Below are 18,452 nucleotides of genomic sequence, written 5' to 3'. Positions count from 1 at the left end.
GGCGAATTTATCCAGAAGGTATATATGCTCAGCATTTGTAAGTTCTTCAAAGTACTTTAGAAATATCACTCAAGGAGTGCAGCCACCCATGTCAAACAACATTGCTTTTACGTCGAGTCTAAGGTCAAAGTTAATCCTGATGGCGGCGATTCCGGCTCTTGCTCTACTTTATTTTGCCGGAACCGGCGTTCTTGAAAAGCTGTCGCTTTCAAAAGAAATGGTTAAGCTGGAATCGCTGGTTGATGTTTCGGTCAAGATTGGCGCATTGACCCATGAAATGCAGAAAGAACGCGGCATGAGTGCTTCTTTCATCAGTAGTAGCGGTGCTAAGTTCACTTCCGAGCTACCGGCCCAACGCACGAAAACAGATAAAGCCGTTGAAACGCTTCAAACTACGCTCAAAAGCTTTGACGCCGGCAGTTATAACAATGGACTGAAAAGCCTGCTGGATACCGCTGTGGGTAATCTGGGAGAGCTTGGCGTCAAGCGTGGCATGGTCAGCTCTCTCGGCATCGACGCTACGCAATCGAGCGCTTATTACACTAAAACCATAGGCTCTCTTCTTGATATTCCCGCCCAAGTTTCCACGCTCAGCAGTCACAGTGAAATCTCGCGTTTGGCTTCTTCATATGCAAGCTTGTTAAAAGCCAAGGAGCGTGTCGGCATAGAGCGAGCCTTGCTGTCTACGGTATTTGTCGCAGACCGTTTTACCCCTGATACCCAGAGCCGGTTTTTGAGAAACATCTCCGCTCAGGATGTCTATACCGATCTCTTTTTCGCCTACGCGTTGGATAGCCAAAAAGAATTTTATAAGGCGAAAGTATCAGGGCCGGCCGTCGATGAAGTGGCCAGAATAAAAAAAGTTGCGATGGACAAAGGCAATGAAACGGGGCTTGGTATTGATCCGGTTTACTGGTTTAAAACAGTGACCGAGAAAATTGACTTGATCAAGGAAGTCGAAAATAAACTTGCTGGCGATCTTCTCGGTGCAGCGGATAAGCTCGAGATTGACGCCCAACGCGTGGCAGTATTCTTTTCCATACTGACAGGCCTGTCGCTGTTGGTGACTGTCGCATTGACCTTCTTCATCAGCAGGGGCATTTTGCGTTCGCTTAATACGCTTCAGCAGGTGGCGGGCGCCATTGCAGAGGGTGATTTAAGTTCCAGTATCGATCTTTCGCAAAAAGATGAGCTGGGTAATTTGTTCCGCTCCATGAATGTCATGCAACAACAATTACTGGCTCGCATTACTAAAGAGCACTATGACCGTGACAAATTCATGCGCGCCAAAATTGCCCTCGATAGAATCAGCTCTAACGTAATGATAGCCGATAACGAGCGCAACATTGTTTATATGAATCCGGCTGTACTCGCTATGGTGCAACACGCCGAATCCGACATCCGCAAGGCTTTGCCTAAATTCGATGCCGGTAAATTGTTGGGAACGAATATGGATGCTTTTCACAAGAATCCTGCCCACCAGAAGCAATTGTTGGCCAATTTGACTTCGACTTTTCGTAGCGAGATTCGTGTTGGGAGCTGTATTTTTCATTTGACAGCCAATGCGATCATTAACGAAGAAGGCCATCGAATCGGTACCGTGATGGAATGGAAAGATCGAACTGCCGAGGTGGCTATCGAACAGGAAATTGCCAGAGTGGTCAGCGGAGCGGTATTAGGCGATTTTAACCAGCGTATTGGCAAAGAGGATAAAGAGGGCTTTTTTCTGGAATTGGCGGATGGCGTTAATGAACTGATGGAGATTAGCTCCACCGGCTTGAATGAAGTGGTGCGCGTACTGGGCGCATTGTCCCAAGGAGATTTGACCGAAACCATCTCTAATAGTTATTCCGGCACTTTTGGTCAGCTTAAACATGATTCCAATTCCACGGTAGAAAAATTGAAAGAGATCGTCGGCCGGATCCATGAGGCTTCGGAAACGATAAATACTGCCGCAAAAGAGATTGCAGCAGGCAACAATGACTTATCGCATCGTACCGAAGAGCAGGCAGCCTCTCTGGAAGAAACGGCCGCCAGTATGGAAGAGTTGACTTCTACCGTGCAAGCCAATAGCCAAAATGCTAAACATGCCAATCGACTTGCGGTTGGCGCAACGGATATTGCCGGCAAAGGGGTCAAGGTAGTTGGCCAGGTTGTATCGACGATGGAAGAGATTAACGAATCTTCGCGTAAGGTTGTCGATATTATTTCCGTGATCGACAGTATTGCTTTTCAAACCAATATTCTTGCGCTGAATGCCGCCGTAGAGGCGGCGCGTGCAGGCGAACAAGGCCGAGGCTTTGCGGTGGTGGCCGTGGAAGTGCGTAATCTTGCCCAGCGCGCGGCGGCTGCCGCCGCCGAAATCAAGGGCCTGATCGGCGATTCGGTAGAAAAGGTTGAGGAAGGTTCCAAGCTGGTTGCCCAAGCCGGAAAGACCATGGAAGAAATTGTTAGCGCGATTCGTAGCGTAACTGTGATCATGTCCGAGATCAGCTCGGCGTCGGTGGAACAAACTTCCGGTATCGAGCAGGTTAATCAGGCCATCGCGCAAATGGACGACGTCACTCAACAAAACGCCGCGTTGGTAGAGCAAGCCGCGGCCGCAGCAGAATCGCTGGAAGAACAAACACAAAACCTAGCATTCACCGTGTCTTACTTTAACTTTGGACAGAGTGGCGCCAGCAATATGTCTTCGAAGGAAGCGGCAGTTAAAGGTAGCGGCTCTTTAAATTTACCGCCCCCACATCAACAGAAGACAGTACCGGTTAAAAGCTTTGCGGTAGTAAAATCAAAGCCGGTTGCCAATGACGAGTGGGAAGAGTTTTAACGATGTAGCAAGAGAGGCAAAGGGTAACCGCCGGCCGGTTTCCCTTTATGTTTTGTACTCAAAGGGCATAAGTTTTATTTGAGCAGGCAAGCTGCTCAACTCAGCTTTATACCCAAAGGGCATAAGTTTCGTTGAGCAGACCAGCTGCTCAACTCAGCTTTAACGCCTGTTTAGCCTGATCCCATAAAGCATCGAGTTCGGCCAAGTCGCAGTCTTTCAGGTTCAGGCCCGACGCTTTAACCTGTTGTTCGATATGCTGAAAACGCCTGGAGAATTTTTTAGTGCTTTCTTTCAATGCGACTTCGGCATTGACGTTTAAATGGCGAGCCAGATTAACGGCAACCAGCAATAAATCGCCGATTTCTTCTTGAATATGGGCTTGGTCCCCCGATTGCCAGGCTTCTTTGACCTCATTCAGTTCTTCCAACACTTTGTCGAAAACCGGCAACGCATCCGGCCAATCAAAACCGTGATTGGCGGCGCGGTCTTGTATTTTTTCGCACTCGATCAATGCCGGAAGATTGCGGGCTACTCCGGATAACACGCTTTTAGGCTCATCCGCCTTGCTCTTCGCCTGCCGTTCGATGGCTTTTTCCCGTTCCCAGGCCTGTTGGCGTTCTTCATCGGTATTGAAAACAGCACCGGCAAAAACATGCGGATGGCGGCGGATCAGTTTGTTGCAAATGCCTTCCGAAACTTGCTCAAAGTTGAACAGTCCCCGCTCGTTGGCGATTTGGGAATGAAAGACCACTTGTAGCAGTAAATCGCCCAGCTCCGAGCGCAAATCATCCAGGTCGTTGCGTTCAATCGCATCGGCGACCTCGTAGGCTTCCTCGATCAAGTAAGGAACTAGACTGGTGAAGTCCTGTTTAAGATCCCAGGCGCAGCCTTCTTGCGGGTGGCGCAGGCGCGACATGATGTCTAATAGCTCTTGGGTGTGTTTTAACATGACTAGCTTGTTGGTGAGTGTGAGTGGATGAATAAAGTGACGCGGATGCCAAAAGTAGACGCCGGCTGCAAGCACAGCTTCTCTGTAATCAAGGCGACGCTGATTAAACGGAATTTATAGGGACTTATTCGTTTATCAGTTAAATCCGTGGCATCCGTGTTCCATTATATTAGAAACAACTAAAACGAAGACCCGAAATTCTCGCGGTAACGTTCTTTAAAGGTATCGAGATCGAATGAATGATTTTGCGTGCCGTTGTTTTCGATTTTTATCGCGCCCATTAACGAAGCAACCCTGCCGGTAATTTCCCAGCCCAACTCGTTCATCAATCCGTATAAGAGCCCGGCGCGATAGGCATCTCCGCAACCGGTCGGGTCGAGTATGGCTTTGGGTTTGGCGACCGGGATAGTGATGCATTCCCCGTTGGCATATATCTGCGAACCTTTAGCTCCCAGCGTAATAATTAACGCATCAACGCGCTCGGCGATTTGTTCCAGCGATAAGCCGGTGCGCTCCTGCATCAGCTCGGATTCATAGTCATTCAATGTTATCCAGGTTGCCTGATCGATAAACTTGACCAGTTCTTCGCCATTGAACATCGGCATGCCTTGGCCCGGATCGAAAATAAAAGGAATGTCCAGCTCCGCGAACTGTTCCGCATGCAATTGCATACCTTCCTTGCCGTCGGGCGATACGATGCCGATGCTGATTCTTTTATCGGCGGTTGGTACTGAATTCAAATGCGAGAAATTCATTGCGCCGGGATGGAAAGCGGTAATCTGGTTGGCTTCTTCATCGGTCGTGATGTAGGCTTGACCGGTATAGCTGTTGTCCAGAATCCTGATAAACTCACTGGATAGTTGGTTTTGCGCCAGCCATTGGGAATAGGGCTCAAAATCATGGCCGACTGTCGCCATAATCAACGGCTCTTCGTCGAGCAATTTAAGGTTGTAGGCAATATTGCCCGCGCAGCCGCCGTATTCGCGCCGCATGACCGGTACCAGGAACGATACGTTCAGGATATGAATTTTTTCCGGCAAAATGTGATGCTTAAATTTATCATGGAAAACCATGATCGTATCGTAAGCCATAGATCCGCATATTAATGCACTCATTGTGTTCCTCTTAATTACCAGGGATGGTGTATATGCCGCAAGCCTGTCGGGCACAGGCGCGGTTAAAGCTGAGTTGAGCAGCTGGTCTGCTCAACGAAACTTATGCCCTTTGGGTATAAAGCTGAGTTGAGCCGCTTGCCTGCTCAAATGAAACTTATGCCCTTGGGGTTAAAGTAAAATTAATGCCCAGGTGACCGCTGCCCAAGCCAATGACATCATAACCGCAGCGGAGCCAATATCCTTGGCTCGGCCCGATAATTCATGATGTTCAAGACCGACTCTATCAACGACCGCCTCGACGGCCGAATTTAATAATTCGACCAGCATAACTAAAACAATACTGCCGATTAACAGCAGCTTTTCGATTGTGGTCTGTCCCAGCCAGATCGCCAGTGGAGTTGCTACTATAAACAGGATAACTTCCTGCCGGAATGCTTCTTCATGCGTCCAGGTTGCTTTAAAACCGGCAACAGAGAAAAAACACGCGTTAATCAAGCGTTTTAAGCCTTTTGCATTTTGGTTTGCCATTACTTTTACGACTATGGGTTGTTTAAAAAAGTAAATATTACACAGCTGTGTGTCAGCTTTTTTACAAGGACGATAAAGCTGAGTTGAGCTGCGTGTCTGCTCAAATCCTACTTATGCCCTCTGGGTATAAAGCCGGATTATTGCTCGATCATTTGTTGATAAGCGGCGGCATCCATCAGTGAGTCCAGTTCAGCCAAATTATCTACTTTTATGCAAAACAGCCAGGTTCCGTAGGCGTCATCATTGACCTGCTCGGGCGTATCGATCACCGACTCGTTGATTGCAACCACTTCGCCGCTCACCGGGCTGAACAAGTCGGATGCGGTTTTAACCGATTCGACGACAGCGCATTGCTCTTGCGCAGCCACTTTGCGGCCCGGTTCAGGCAGCTCGATATAAACCAAATCGCCTAATTCTTCCTGCGCAAAATCGGTTATACCGACACGGACGATATTATCGCCTTCAGCCTTGGCCCATTCGTGGGTTTTTGCGTACTTTAAGTTATCCGGTAAGTCGCTCATGATGATCCTTATAGAGTTAGTTAGTTTATTTTTTAAGGATAGCGTGCAAATTTTTAAAAACAACAAAAAAATGCATTTCCGAATAGAAATCTTATACCATGAATAAATCCTTACATTTTGTTATTGTTCCCATGAAAGTTCTTTTAATCGCCTGTTTATTTATTCTCAATATTAACGCCGCTTTCGCGGATGACGACGATAAACCGGCCGCCAAACTCCCGAATAATACCGTAGCGTTGGGAACAGTTTTATTGTCCGCTAAAGCCCAGACGCTGTCGGGCTTGCAAACGATAACGCTGACGCCGGTCAGCCATCATCCGGAATTTACCGCCTACGGCAAGGCAGTCAACATACAGCCGTTGGTCGACTTACGGCATCGCTACTTAGTGACCTTATCCGAACGGGGCGGTGCGGCGGCAAGGTTTCAACAGGCCGAGCAAAATATTAAGCGCCAGCAGGATTTGTACCGGGAAGGCGCAACGTCAAAACACAATTTGCAAATCCAGCAAGCGCAATGGCAAACCGATAAAGCCCAAGTCGATGCCAGCAGCGTGCAAGGCAAGGCCATTCTTGACGAGGCCCGGCTGAGCTGGGGTAAAAAACTGGCCGACTGGGCATTAACGACAGGCTCCGACCCGCTAAGCGGCTTCCTATCCGGCCAGAAGAGACTATTGCATATCACCTTGCCGGTTAACAAACAGTTGGCAAGCGATATTCACAGCATTGACGTCGAAGCCGCCGGCAACCGCAGCACAGCCGGCAAAGCCGAACTAATCTCAATCGCCCCGCAAACCGACACCACCGTACAAGGCGAAAGCTACTTTTTCGAAACCGACGGCAGCCGCATCAGGACCGGCATGCGCGTCGTGGCCTGGATACCGGAGCAAGACGAAGGCCGGGACGGCGTTATTGTCCCGAAGTCCGCCGTAGTCTGGTACATGGATCAAGCCTTTGTATATATAAAAAACGCGGACGAACAATTCAGCCGCCGCGTTATCGATCAATATTCGGTAACGGCCGGCGGTTATTTTGTCGGCAACGGGCTTAGTGCCGGCGAGCAGTTGGTCGTGACTGGCGGACAGATGCTGTTGTCAGAGGAACTTAGAGGACAAATCCCGGACGAGGATGATTAAGCCGTAACCGGCGGCTTGGTCTATCCGGTATCGTGCAGAAACCGCATTAATCCCAAGGCGGCGCATCGCCGTTATAGGCAATAAAGTTTTCGATTGTCGCATGAGTTTTTGCGCCGGTGGCGGTTGTCGACGAAGAACTGGAAGATGATGCTTTCGGGCTTGGCGATTCCATCGTACCGGATTCGGTTTGCCATCTGGTAAAAAGCGCAACGTCCTTACCGGCCGGGACAAACCATTTCTTTTTAACAGCGTCCCATCTTGCTCCCAGCGCTTTGGCTTCATCCTTTTGGGCAAAAGGGACATTCAGGTATGTTTTTGAGTTTGGCATTTTATAAAAAGGATGTGGGTGAACTTGATGAGTGAAATTATAGAGCAGGATTAATGTAGTTTTTCTGATCCTGTTTTATTTTTAACCGGTGGGTAATAATAAACGTTAGAATTAAAGCTTCAGTAAAATGTGCAAAGCATCTGATGGAAACAGAACCGATGATAGAAAACCAGCCCGCCGAAGCTTATATCGCCCATGTCCGGGCATCGGACCAAGAAATTCAACCATTAGAAGACCACTTGCTTGAAGTGGCGGAAATCAGCAAAAAATTAGCGGCTAAAATTAATGCGTCTGAAGCAGGCGAGTTGATAGGGCTTTTACATGACTTCGGCAAATACAGCACGGCTTTTCAGGACTATATACAAACCGGCACCGGGTTGATGGATGCGGATGCGGATGTCGAGGTTGTTGCGTCAAAAGGCAAAATAGACCACTCGACAGCGGGCGCCCAATGGATTTGGGAAGCGTTGAGCCAAGTGGGGGCAAATGGCGAAGGAAAGCTATGCGCCCAAATTCTAGCGCTTTGCATTGTTTCGCATCATAGCGGTTTGATTGATTGCTTAAAACCCGACTGCATAAATCCAGCGGAAATTAATGGCTTTAAAAAGCGAATAGAAAAACCGGATGACGACTCGCATTTAGCAGAATGTAAGCAAAAAGCCGCCGCTAAAATTTTAGATAAGGCAAGGCAACTAGCCGACACAGCAATAATTCCCGCCATGTACAAGCAGCTTTGGCGTTTAGATCAACCGAAGCAACACGAACAAGTCATTTCAAACACCATCAAACAATTTTATTTCGGCTTTTGGACGCGGTTTTTATTTAGTTGCCTGATTGATGCCGATCGCATTAACAGCTCGGACTTCGAAAATCCTCATCAAGCCGCGCAACGGAATAAACCCGTGTCGTGGGATATTGCCGTTAACCGGTTGGAGCTTTTTCTAAGCGAGCAGCAGTCGGAAAACGATAACCTTGAGATTAACGCGATACGGCGCGACATATCCGAGAGTTGCAAAAGCAAAAGCCAAGGGCCGCAAGGCATTTACAAGCTGACCGTGCCGACAGGCGGCGGCAAAACTTACGCCAGCTTGCGCTACGCCTTGCATCATGCCAAAAAACACGGTTTGGAACGCATCATCTACATCATTCCCTACACATCGATTATCGAACAAAATGCTTTAGCCGTTCGCAAGGCTATCGAACGGGTCGGTGAAGAGTATTCTTGGGTGCTCGAGCATCACTCCAATTTAGAGCCCGAAGACCAAACCTGGCACAGTAAACTGGCGTCGGAAAATTGGGATGCTCCGATTGTCATGACTACGATGGTGCAGTTTTTAGAAACGCTTTTTAGCGGCGGAACGCGCGGAGTACGGCGTTTGCATCAATTAGCGAATAGCGTGTTGATTTTCGATGAAATCCAAACCCTGCCGGTTAACTGCACGCATTTATTTTGTAACGCACTTAATTTTTTATGCGCTTATGCCAAGACCACTGCGGTGTTATGTACTGCAACCCAACCTTTGCTGGATAAGTTGAAAGCTCCCGAAAAAGGCCAGTTGTTGATTCCCAAAGAAAACGAATTGATTGATGATGTCGACGAGTTATTTACGCGATTAAAACGCGTGAACATCAGCGATAAAACCAAACTCGGCGGCTGGTCGGAAGATGAAATAGCGGATTTGGCTTTGTCGGAGCTGGATGAAAAAGGCAGTTGTTTGGTTATCGTCAACACCAAAAACTGGGCGCAAGCGCTTTACCTTAAATGCAAGGGAAAAGTCGATAAGGACAGCTTGTTTCATTTAAGCACCAACCAATGTTCCGCGCATCGTAATGAGTTGTTTGATCGAATCAAGTGGCGCTTGAAAGAAAAGCTTCCGGTTTTGTGTTTCAGCACCCAGTTGGTTGAAGCTGGGGTCGATATCAGTCTTGCCAGCGTCATCCGCTTTTTGGCCGGTTTAGATTCGATAGCCCAAGCTGCCGGAAGGTGTAATAGAAATGGGCTGTTACCAACAGCAACGGTGCATGTCGTTAATCCTGCTGAGGAAAATCTTGACCGGCTTATCGATATAAAAGAGGGTCGCAAACAAGCCGAGCGCATATTCAGGGATTTAAACGGAAAAGACGTATTAGACCCGGAAATTATGACTCGGTATTTCGACTTCTATTTTCATCAGCGCACCGACCAAATGGCTTATCCGTTAACCGAAAAACAAGTAGGAAGGACGGGCGATACCCTGCTGAATTTGCTCAGTGAAAATAATCTGAACAACGGCAAAAATGCAGACATGCTGTTAAAGCAATCGTTTATGACTGCCGGTAATGTCTTTAAAGCTATCGATGCACCGACGCATTCGGTCATCGTGCCGTATGGGCAGGGCGAAAATTTGGTTACCGAGCTTTGTGGTATAGCCAAGCCGTTTGATTCCGCTCGTTACCATGATTGCTTAAGACGGGCGCAAAAATTCAGTGTCAGCGTTTTTCCTCATGTTTGGGAAAAACTGTGCAATCAAGAAGCAGTGCATCCAATTGATGACGGCGTGTATTACCTGGATAAATGTTATTACAGTTCGGAGTTCGGCTTGTCTACCGAACCGGTCGGTAAAGTCGAAGCAACTATTTTATAGCTAAAGAAAGAGGGGCATAAAAATAGAGTATAATGTATTTTGAAATTTTATTAGCTTTTCAGCGACAGAACTTGACTTGATGCAATGCTAGAGCTTACTATGCAACTCTAGGTTTTTAATTTACGGAGAAAGATATGTTCAAGTTCGCGATTGAAGTGAAAACCGAAGACGATCATTACACAATGAGCTTATTCGGGAAGGTTCCACGAGAGCTTGTACTGACGAAATTCAGAGCTATTGCATGGATTGCGGCTGCGGCAGGGAGTGTCACATTGTTATGGAAGTAACGAGGCGTATTAATTAAAAACTTAGTCGTCCTTTCTAAACCTTAACACCTATCAGTTTAACGAGAATATCCAATACGTCATTCCGGCAGGGATTGCCGGAATCCAGGAGCCACGGATGGCAAGGCTCGGAGCACATCCCTGTGTTCTGGGTGCCGGCAGTCCATGCCGGTATGACGTGCTATCTAATCAAAGTGATAGGTGATAAGTTTTTAAACAAGAAAGGACGTGGATTGAAACTGTCGCTGAAAAGCTAAAGATGGCGCTTTCCCTCGTTCCGCGTAATATGCGGAATGAGGGAAAAACAGAGTCGATATTCTATAACCCAAAGGAGAGTATTCCTTGAAGAACAGTATCAGTTTTCGATTAAAAGGCCGGTATGCCTTATTTACCGACCCCATCACTAAAATAGGCGGTGAAAAATGCTCGTACCAACTGCCTACCTACGAAGCGATAAAAGGCGTGCTCAAGTCCATTTATTGGAAGCCGACGTTAATTTGGTATGTCGATAAAGTCAGGGTGATGAGACCGTTGCGCACCCAAACCAAAGGGACAAAACCGCTAACCTGGGGCGGAGGTAACACTCTGGCGATCTATACTTTTTTGCATGACGTCGAATATCAAGTACAAGCGCATTTTGAATGGAACCTACATCGTCCTGAATTGGCAAATGACCGTATCGACGGCAAGCATTACAACATATTGCAACGCACCTTAGAAAAAGGCGGCAGGCAGGACATTTTTCTTGGCACCCGCGACTGCCAGGGCTATGTCGAACCTTGTGAATTTGGCGAAGGGCCGGGTGCTTATGACGACATCAATGAATTGGCTTTTGGCTTGATGTTCCATAGCTTTGCTTATCCCGATGAAACGGGCGTTGAAGAACTGCACAGCCAATTTTGGCAAGCGACGTTAAAACAGGGTATTTTGGAGTTTCCTCGCCCGGAGCAATGTTCAATACGCCGTTTTGTTCGCCCAATGAGCATGAAAGCGTTTGGACTTGGCGAAAACTTATTGCCGGCCGAACAAGAAGAGGTCTTGTTATGAGCTGGATGGAAAAGCTTTACCAAACCTACGAGGCCGGCATGTTATTGGATTTGCCGCAATCGGAACTGCCGATGCCGACCAGCCACACCTTGCAAAACGCCCACATTAGGATCGTCATCGACGGCGAAGGCAATTTCAGGACGGCGGAGGTCCTGGAGAAAACACAGATTATTCTGCCCGCAACCGAAGACTCAGCCAGCCGCAGCAGCGGCGAAGCGCCACACCCGCTTGCCGACAAATTACAATATGTTGCTAAAGACTATGCCGATTTCGGCGGCAAGAAAAAAGCCTATTTCGACAGCTATAAAAAGCAATTACAGGCATGGTGCGAATCGGAACATGCACACGACAAAGTCAAAGCGGTTTATCGATATATCGAAAAAGGCACGGTGATTGCGGATTTGCTGGCTCATCGCATTGTTCACGTCGGTCCGGACAATGTTTTACTGACGCAATGGAACAGCGAAGACGGAGAAACGCCGAAGTTGTTTAAAGTATTGCCTAAAGAAAAAGGTGCTTTGGATCAAGGTTCGGCGCTGGTTTGTTGGACAGTGGAAGCAGGTACCGATCCCAATGCCGACACCTGGAAAGACGCTTCCATTCAAGCCAGTTGGATAGCTTTTGACTCAGCAGGCAGCAGCGATACCGGTTTATGTTACATCACAGGACGGCAACAAACGCTATCGACCAAGCATCCCGCCAAAATCCGCCATTCCGGAGATAAAGCCAAACTGATTTCCGCCAACGACACCAGCGGCTACACCTACCGGGGCAGGTTTTTTGACGACCAGCAAGCCAGCGGCATAGGGTTTGAGGTTTCGCAAAAAGCCCACAACGCCCTAAGTTGGCTGATTACAAGAAAACAGAGCTTTAAAAACGGCGATCAAGTCTATGTGGCTTGGGCGGTATCGGGCAAAGCCATACCGGACCCATTGAATGACACTCGTTCAATGTTTGCTAGTGAAGAACCGAATCTGGATAAAGTCGAGCCAAGCACAACACAATCCGAAACCTCTTTGGATTATTCGACTGATTTAGGCAACGCTTACGCGGAAAAGCTTAGAAAATACATGGCAGGGTATTCCGTCAAATTAAGCTTTGAGGAACAAATCATCATCATGGGCATTGATTCGGCGACGCCGGGGCGCATGGGCATTATTTATTACCGGGAGTTACTGCGCGACGATTATTTCAATCGTCTGACAGCTTGGCACGAAGCATTTGCCTGGTATCAACGCCACACTAAAGAAATACCCAACAATACAGGCAGGAAACCTAAAACCACGGTGATATGGCCTATCAGTTCCCCTGTGCCTAAAGATATAGCCATTGCCGCTTACGGAGACAATGTAACCGACACGCTAAAGAAAAAGGTCATCGAACGCCTGATGCCTTGCATTATCGACGGTCAACAGTTCCCGCTGGATTTGCTGATGAGCTGCGTGCGCAAGGCCACGAATAGAGTGGCTTATGCCAGCGATAAACAATGGTTGTGGGAAAAAAATCTGGGCATAGCCTGCGCACTGTATAGAGGCTATTACTATCGGAATTCAACTGAACAAAGAGAATATAAAATGGCACTAGATGAAAACTACCATGCGCGCGATTACCTGTACGGGCGGCTGTTGGCCATAGCCGAACGGATTGAAGAAGTCGCGTTAAAAATGACCGATGAAAAGCGATCAACCACTGCCGCGCGTTTAATGCAGCGCTTCGCCGACCGTCCTTTTGAAACTTGGCGAACCATTTACAAAGCATTAGATCCCTATATGCAACGTTTACGTGTTTCAAGAGCTCCTTTTTTAACCAATCAACTAAAAGAATTAGGTGTTGTCAGTGATGCGTTCAAGATTGAAGAATTCAACAGTAATGCGCCTTTATCAGGCGAGTTTTTATTAGGTTATCACTGCCAACGCCAGAAGATAGCAAAGGAATCCGCAGAAAACAGAGAGCGCAAAGCAAAGAAAGATAAGGAATCCCAAAAAACAGACGAAACCCAATTATCAGGAGACTCAGAATGAGTGCATTAAGCCATAAAATAGATTTTGCAATTATCTTCAGCGTTAAACATGCCAACCCTAACGGTGACCCGCTGAACGGCAACCGCCCACGCACAGATTATGACGGCTATGGCGAAATCACCGACGTATGTTTAAAGCGCAAAATCCGAGATCGTCTGCAAACGGAAGGACATGCCATTTTTGTCCAATCCGATGAGAAGAAAACCGATGATGCCGTTAGTCTTAAAGCCCGCGCCGAATCGGAAACAGTGGGGCTTGGTAAAGATGCGTTTAAGCCAAGCAAGGAAAACACCAAAGACAAAATAGCTAAAAAGGCTTGTGAGAAATGGTTGGATGTCCGCGCTTTCGGTCAAGTGTTTGCGTTCGGCAAAGAGGCAGATGCGGCCGGGGTTTCTATTGCGATCAGGGGCCCGGTGACTATTCAATCGGCGTTTAGTCGCGAACCGGTCAGTATTACCAGCACCCAAATAACCAAAAGCGTCAGCGGCGAAGGCGACGGCAGTAAAAAAGGTTCCGACACAATGGGGATGAAGCATCGGATCGATAACGCGGTTTATGTTGCTTACGGCGCAATGACGCCGCAGTTGGCCGAAAAAACCGGCTTTAGCGATGCTGATGCCGAAAGCATCAAAGCCATTTTACCTAAACTGTTCGAAGGCGATGCTTCTTCCGCTAGGCCGGAAGGATCAATGGCAGTGAAGAAAGTCATTTGGTGGCAGCATAATTCGAAAGCAGGACAACATTCATCTGCAAAGGTACATGGCTCATTAACTGTCAATGCCGACGGTAGCTATCAAATAGAGCCGCTTGACGGCTTGGAGCAGGAAGAGATTGATGGTTTTTAATGTTATAGATTGCTTGGAGTGCAAGCTTCGCCTGCCAGCAAGCGAAGCTTGCACTCCGGCTTAAACGCTAGTCTGGACGGAACCAGCGGAACCACCTGTCTATCCGGAATACTGCTGGTCAGACCTTCCAGGTTTTTAAAACCTGGAAGGTCTGCTTATCCCCGATACTTGGACATAACAATTATGCAAAGCCAAGAACCCATCTACCTGTCCCGCCTGCAACACTACCTGTTCTGCCCGCGCCAATTCGCGTTAATCGAATTGGAAGACGTCTGGGCGGAAAACCAGTTCACCGCCGAAGGCCAAGTGTTGCATCAACGAGTAAACCAAGCCGACCAGGAAAAACGTGGTTCCGTCCGCACGGTGCGGGCGTTGCGATTATCCAACGAAGAACTGGGTATCGAAGGCATAGCCGATGTCGTCGAATACCATAAACAGCCCGACGGTTCGGAGATGCCTTTCCCTGTCGAATACAAGCGCGGCAAGCCGAAAAAACACAGCGCCGATGAAGTGCAGCTCTGCGCCCAGGCGTTGTGTCTGGAGGAAATGCACAACGTCGCGGTGCCGGAAGGTGCGCTGTTTTACGGCGAAGTTCGCCGCCGGCATCCGGTAATATTCGATGCCGAGTTGCGAGAGTTGACCCGGCAAACCATCGCCGCTTGCCGCGCTATCGTGCAAAGCAAAATCACTCCGAAAGCACAGTACCAGGCCAAAAAATGCCGGGCCTGCTCGCTGATCGACCAATGCCATCCGAAAGAGTTCGGCAAATCCGCCGCCGCTTGGCTGGCTCAACAACTGACACAGGATTAAACATGCGCCCGTTACGCAACGTTATTTATATCCAAACGCAAAATTCCTGGTTGCATAAAGACAACGACAACCTGGTCCTGAAAGTGGACCAGGAAACCAAGGCGCGCGTGCCGATACACAAGCTGCAAGGGCTGGTTTGTTTCGGCCAGGTGACGATTTCGCCGTACCTGATGGCGCATTGCTCAGAAAACGGCATCACCATTACTTTTTTGAATATGTTCGGCAAATTCCTGGCGCGCGTCGAAGGTCCGGTTAGCGGCAACGTGTTGCTGCGCCGGACGCAACATTTGACCGGGCACGACAAGGACAAAAGCGTCGTCATCGCCCGGACCATGCTGGAAGGCAAGCTGTATAACCAGCGTTATGTGGTCAGGCGCTATTTGCGCGACCACGGCGATAGCATCGGCGATGATGATGTGCTCGGCCAAATGCAAACCGCCGAAAAACGCCTGACCCGCTGCCTGGCGCAACTGGCCGACTGCGACAGCATCGATACCTTGATGGGACGCGAGGGCGAAGCGGCGCAGGTTTATTTTGGCGTGTTCAGGCATTTGATCCGGCAGGCCGGTTTCGAGTTCGACGCCCGCCGGCGCCGGCCGCCGACCGATCCGGTCAACGCGTTGCTGTCGTTTTGTTACACGCTGATGGTTCACGATTGCCGATCCGCGCTGGAAACTACCGGGCTCGATCCGGCCAGCGGTTTTTTGCATCAACTGCGTAGCGGCCGGCCGTCGTTGGCGCTGGATTTGGCAGAGGAATTGCGGCCGATGGTGGACCGCTTCGTGTTGTCGCTAATCAACAAACGCCAACTGGCCGGCAAGGATTTCGAAACCTGGCCCAACGGTTCGGTCACGCTGAAAGATGATGCGCGTAAAACGTTGTTGGCGGCATGGCAGGACCGCAAGCAGGATACGTTACTGCATCCGTGGTTCGAGGAAACTGTGCCGGTCGGTTTGCTGCCCTGGCTACAGGCGCAGGTGCTGGCGCGTTTCTTGCGCGGCGATTGCGATAGTTACGTGCCGTTCTTGTGGAAATAGTGGAGTAATCGAGATGATGATTTTAGTGACTTACGATGTGAGTTTTGAAAACGAATCCGGTCCGAAGCGCCTGCGCCGGATGTCCAAATTATGCCTGGTGTACGGGCAGCGGGTGCAGTATTCGGTGTTTGAAATTGAGGTCGATATGGCGCAATGGACGAAATTGAAGAACGATTTGATTTCAGTGATGGACGAATCGCTGGACAGCTTGAGGTTTTATTATCTGGGCAATAATTGGGAGCGCCGCGTTGAACATATCGGCGCCAAAGCGCCGTTGGATTTGAACGGCTTGTTGCTGCTGTAATGCGAACCTGAAGCGCACATAAAAAGTCGATGTTTTGCGTTTTTGGTAATACTTTGATTAATAGTAGTTTTTTTGAACAGTGGGAAATGAGTTAAAATGGGTTTGGCGGATGTTTTGACCGGTTCGCAAATAGTTGGCTTTTGGGCTAGTGGATTCAACCGGTTGAATATACGCCGTCGCGCCTCGCGTAGGCGCGTGGATTGAAACCCGTTGGTGTTACTTGCCAAGCAAGCTACGTCGCGCCTCGCGTAGGCGCGTGGATTGAAACATAATCCCCCTCGCACTGTACCACCTCCACAAGTCGCGCCTCGCGTAGGCGCGTGGATTGAAACGCCTCGAAGTACCAGCTAACGAAGTACCAGCTGGTCGCGCCTCGCGTAGGCGCGTGGATTGAAACTGCCCAGCCACACTCATTGATAAAGTGTGAGCGGTCGCGCCTCGCGTAGGCGCGTGGATTGAAACGGGATAACTGTAATAAACAAGGGGTACATAAATTGTCGCGCCTCGCGTAGGCGCGTGGATTGAAACATAATCACTCCTCGCACTGTACAGTATAGCTATTGTCGCGCCTCGCGTAGGCGCGTGGATTGAAACTCTTTAAAGAGGTCGACGAACAGACCGCATTAGTCGCGCCTCGCGTAGGCGCGTGGATTGAAACTTAGCATCACTATACCAAGAACCAGAAACGCAGGTCGCGCCTCGCGTAGGCGCGTGGATTGAAACCAGTGTTGCAGAAGTGGAAACAAAAGCATGGTGTCGCGCCTCGCGTAGGCGCGTGGATTGAAACGGTCATATTGTCGCGATGTCCCATGCTAAAAAGGTCGCGCCTCGCGTAGGCGCGTGGATTGAAACCTTGGCATGATCGGCACTCAGTTGTGCAACATCCGTCGCGCCTCGCGTAGGCGCGTGGATTGAAACGTCTGTCCGGCAAATGCCTTTTATCCCCGGCGAGTCGCGCCTCGCGTAGGCGCGTGGATTGAAACAAAGACGGCGATGATTTGGCAGGCGAGCCAGTCGGTCGCGCCTCGCGTAGGCGCGTGGATTGAAACCGGTCAGCGCAAGGGTCAGGGTTAATAATGGAAGTCGCGCCTCGCGTAGGCGCGTGGATTGAAACGGGAATAACAATATCAGGCTCAACTACATCGAAGTCGCGCCTCGCGTAGGCGCGTGGATTGAAACCCGTTATCGCCTGTCCAGGAGCAAGATAACCAGACGTCGCGCCTCGCGTAGGCGCGTGGATTGAAACAATCGGAATGTATTCGCCAACTGCCGATAGCAGTCGCGCCTCGCGTAGGCGCGTGGATTGAAACAGCTATCGTTGGCGCACCAACGGGTTTTGTTTGTCGCGCCTCGCGTAGGCGCGTGGATTGAAACCCGATAATATCCCGCATAACACCATCGTAGGGGTCGCGCCTCGCGTAGGCGCGTGGATTGAAACTCGACGACGGAATTTGTACAACGCGCCATGCAGTCGCGCCTCGCGTAGGCGCGTGGATTGAAACAAATCCAGGAACGCTTAATGGCTGGGCCGCTAGTCGCGCCTCGCGTAGGCGCGTGGATTGAAACGCTGAACTCTTTGCTTTGCGCGGTCCAGGCATTGTCGCGCCTCGCGTAGGCGCGTGGATTGAAACTTAAATTGTGTATTATGCTGACAACCGTCAGCAGTCGCGCCTCGCGTAGGCGCGTGGATTGAAACGCGAAAAAAAAGTTGGCTGATGACTGGGGTAAGCGTCGCGCCTCGCGTAGGCGCGTGGATTGAAACTACCCGATTGAAATACCGGACCCAGGAGACGGTCGCGCCTCGCGTAGGCGCGTGGATTGAAACACTAAAACGATCTGAAGTCGAACACATTGTTGGTCGCGCCTCGCGTAGGCGCGTGGATTGAAACTAAGCAGCGTGGATAAGTAATTCATCATGCTTGTCGCGCCTCGCGTAGGCGCGTGGATTGAAACGACGACATCATGATTGTAGGCACCTATAAGGATGGTTGATGTGGCTACACTAAACCGGACACATTTTTTAAAATACTCTCAAAAAGATGTGAGTCCAAATGAGCCAAGAAAAACCCAACACCTATA

The 18,452-nt window shown here is 49.4% G+C and carries 14 protein-coding genes and 1 CRISPR repeat array; of the genes, 9 read left to right on the top strand and 5 right to left on the bottom strand.

The window, feature by feature from the left end; genetic code table 11:
• The first annotated feature begins 88 nt into the window (after window positions 1–88).
• Complete coding sequence (locus tag EKO24_RS23425; protein WP_277752513.1) at window positions 89–2,827, top strand: methyl-accepting chemotaxis protein; 2,739 nt, start codon at window positions 89–91, stop codon at window positions 2,825–2,827.
• 148 nt (window positions 2,828–2,975) lie between these two features.
• Here the strand turns inward: EKO24_RS23425 and mazG are convergent, their stop codons facing one another.
• From mazG to gcvH, 4 genes are all read right to left on the bottom strand, one after another.
• Window positions 2,976–3,776 carry a nucleoside triphosphate pyrophosphohydrolase gene (mazG, locus tag EKO24_RS17055; RefSeq protein ID WP_127027898.1) on the bottom strand — a complete coding sequence of 267 codons (801 nt, stop codon included), beginning with the start codon at window positions 3,774–3,776 and terminating at the stop codon, window positions 2,976–2,978.
• A 179-nt stretch (window positions 3,777–3,955) separates the two neighbouring features.
• Window positions 3,956–4,891, bottom strand: a complete 936-nt coding sequence (locus tag EKO24_RS17050) for a carbohydrate kinase family protein (protein WP_127027897.1) — start codon at window positions 4,889–4,891, stop codon at window positions 3,956–3,958.
• Between the two features lie 168 nt (window positions 4,892–5,059).
• Window positions 5,060–5,419 (bottom strand): diacylglycerol kinase, encoded by a 360-nt coding sequence (locus EKO24_RS17045; RefSeq protein ID WP_127027896.1) that lies wholly within the window; start codon window positions 5,417–5,419, stop codon window positions 5,060–5,062.
• 137 nt (window positions 5,420–5,556) lie between these two features.
• Complete coding sequence (gcvH, locus tag EKO24_RS17040) at window positions 5,557–5,940, bottom strand: glycine cleavage system protein GcvH (RefSeq protein ID WP_127027895.1); 384 nt, start codon at window positions 5,938–5,940, stop codon at window positions 5,557–5,559.
• A 131-nt stretch (window positions 5,941–6,071) separates the two neighbouring features.
• Here gcvH and EKO24_RS17035 point away from each other — a divergent pair, with 131 nt between their 5' ends.
• Window positions 6,072–7,073 (top strand): efflux RND transporter periplasmic adaptor subunit, encoded by a 1,002-nt coding sequence (locus EKO24_RS17035; protein WP_127027894.1) that lies wholly within the window; start codon window positions 6,072–6,074, stop codon window positions 7,071–7,073.
• 46 nt (window positions 7,074–7,119) lie between these two features.
• Here EKO24_RS17035 and EKO24_RS17030 read toward each other — a convergent pair whose 3' ends face one another.
• Window positions 7,120–7,401 (bottom strand): DUF5710 domain-containing protein, encoded by a 282-nt coding sequence (locus EKO24_RS17030; protein ID WP_127027893.1) that lies wholly within the window; start codon window positions 7,399–7,401, stop codon window positions 7,120–7,122.
• Between the two features lie 143 nt (window positions 7,402–7,544).
• Here EKO24_RS17030 and cas3 point away from each other — a divergent pair, with 143 nt between their 5' ends.
• The 7 genes from cas3 to cas2 all read left to right on the top strand — a co-directional run bounded on the left by cas3 (window position 7,545) and on the right by cas2 (window position 16,373).
• The gene (gene cas3, locus EKO24_RS17025; protein ID WP_241674604.1) at window positions 7,545–10,025 is read left to right on the top strand and encodes a CRISPR-associated helicase Cas3'; all 2,481 of its coding nucleotides are present in this window, start codon (window positions 7,545–7,547) and stop codon (window positions 10,023–10,025) included.
• A gap of 626 nt (window positions 10,026–10,651) precedes the next feature.
• Window positions 10,652–11,356: a type I-C CRISPR-associated protein Cas5c gene (cas5c, locus tag EKO24_RS17020; protein WP_127027892.1), complete on the top strand. Its 705-nt coding sequence runs from the start codon at window positions 10,652–10,654 to the stop codon at window positions 11,354–11,356.
• On the top strand, window positions 11,353–13,377 hold the full coding sequence (gene cas8c, locus EKO24_RS17015; RefSeq protein ID WP_127027891.1) for a type I-C CRISPR-associated protein Cas8c/Csd1: 2,025 nt from the start codon (window positions 11,353–11,355) through the stop codon (window positions 13,375–13,377). The genes cas5c and cas8c overlap by 4 nt, the downstream gene beginning before the upstream one ends.
• The gene (gene cas7c, locus EKO24_RS17010) at window positions 13,374–14,222 is read left to right on the top strand and encodes a type I-C CRISPR-associated protein Cas7/Csd2 (protein ID WP_127027890.1); all 849 of its coding nucleotides are present in this window, start codon (window positions 13,374–13,376) and stop codon (window positions 14,220–14,222) included. The genes cas8c and cas7c overlap by 4 nt, the downstream gene beginning before the upstream one ends.
• A 183-nt stretch (window positions 14,223–14,405) precedes the next feature.
• Entirely contained in the window at window positions 14,406–15,032 is a 627-nt protein-coding gene (cas4, locus tag EKO24_RS17005) for a CRISPR-associated protein Cas4 (RefSeq protein ID WP_127027889.1), read from the top strand.
• A 2-nt stretch (window positions 15,033–15,034) separates the two neighbouring features.
• On the top strand, window positions 15,035–16,069 hold the full coding sequence (gene cas1c, locus EKO24_RS17000) for a type I-C CRISPR-associated endonuclease Cas1c (RefSeq protein ID WP_127027888.1): 1,035 nt from the start codon (window positions 15,035–15,037) through the stop codon (window positions 16,067–16,069).
• 13 nt (window positions 16,070–16,082) lie between these two features.
• Complete coding sequence (gene cas2, locus EKO24_RS16995) at window positions 16,083–16,373, top strand: CRISPR-associated endonuclease Cas2 (RefSeq protein WP_127027887.1); 291 nt, start codon at window positions 16,083–16,085, stop codon at window positions 16,371–16,373.
• A gap of 175 nt (window positions 16,374–16,548) precedes the next feature.
• Window positions 16,549–18,326: a CRISPR direct-repeat array (repeat unit 32 nt; unit sequence GTCGCGCCTCGCGTAGGCGCGTGGATTGAAAC).
• Window positions 18,327–18,452 lie beyond the last annotated feature (126 nt).

The sequence above is a fragment of the Candidatus Methylobacter oryzae genome (genome assembly GCF_003994235.2).
GTDB classification, from domain to species: domain Bacteria; phylum Pseudomonadota; class Gammaproteobacteria; order Methylococcales; family Methylomonadaceae; genus Methylobacter_A; species Methylobacter_A oryzae.
This window is presented reverse-complemented; position numbering and strand designations above follow the sequence as displayed.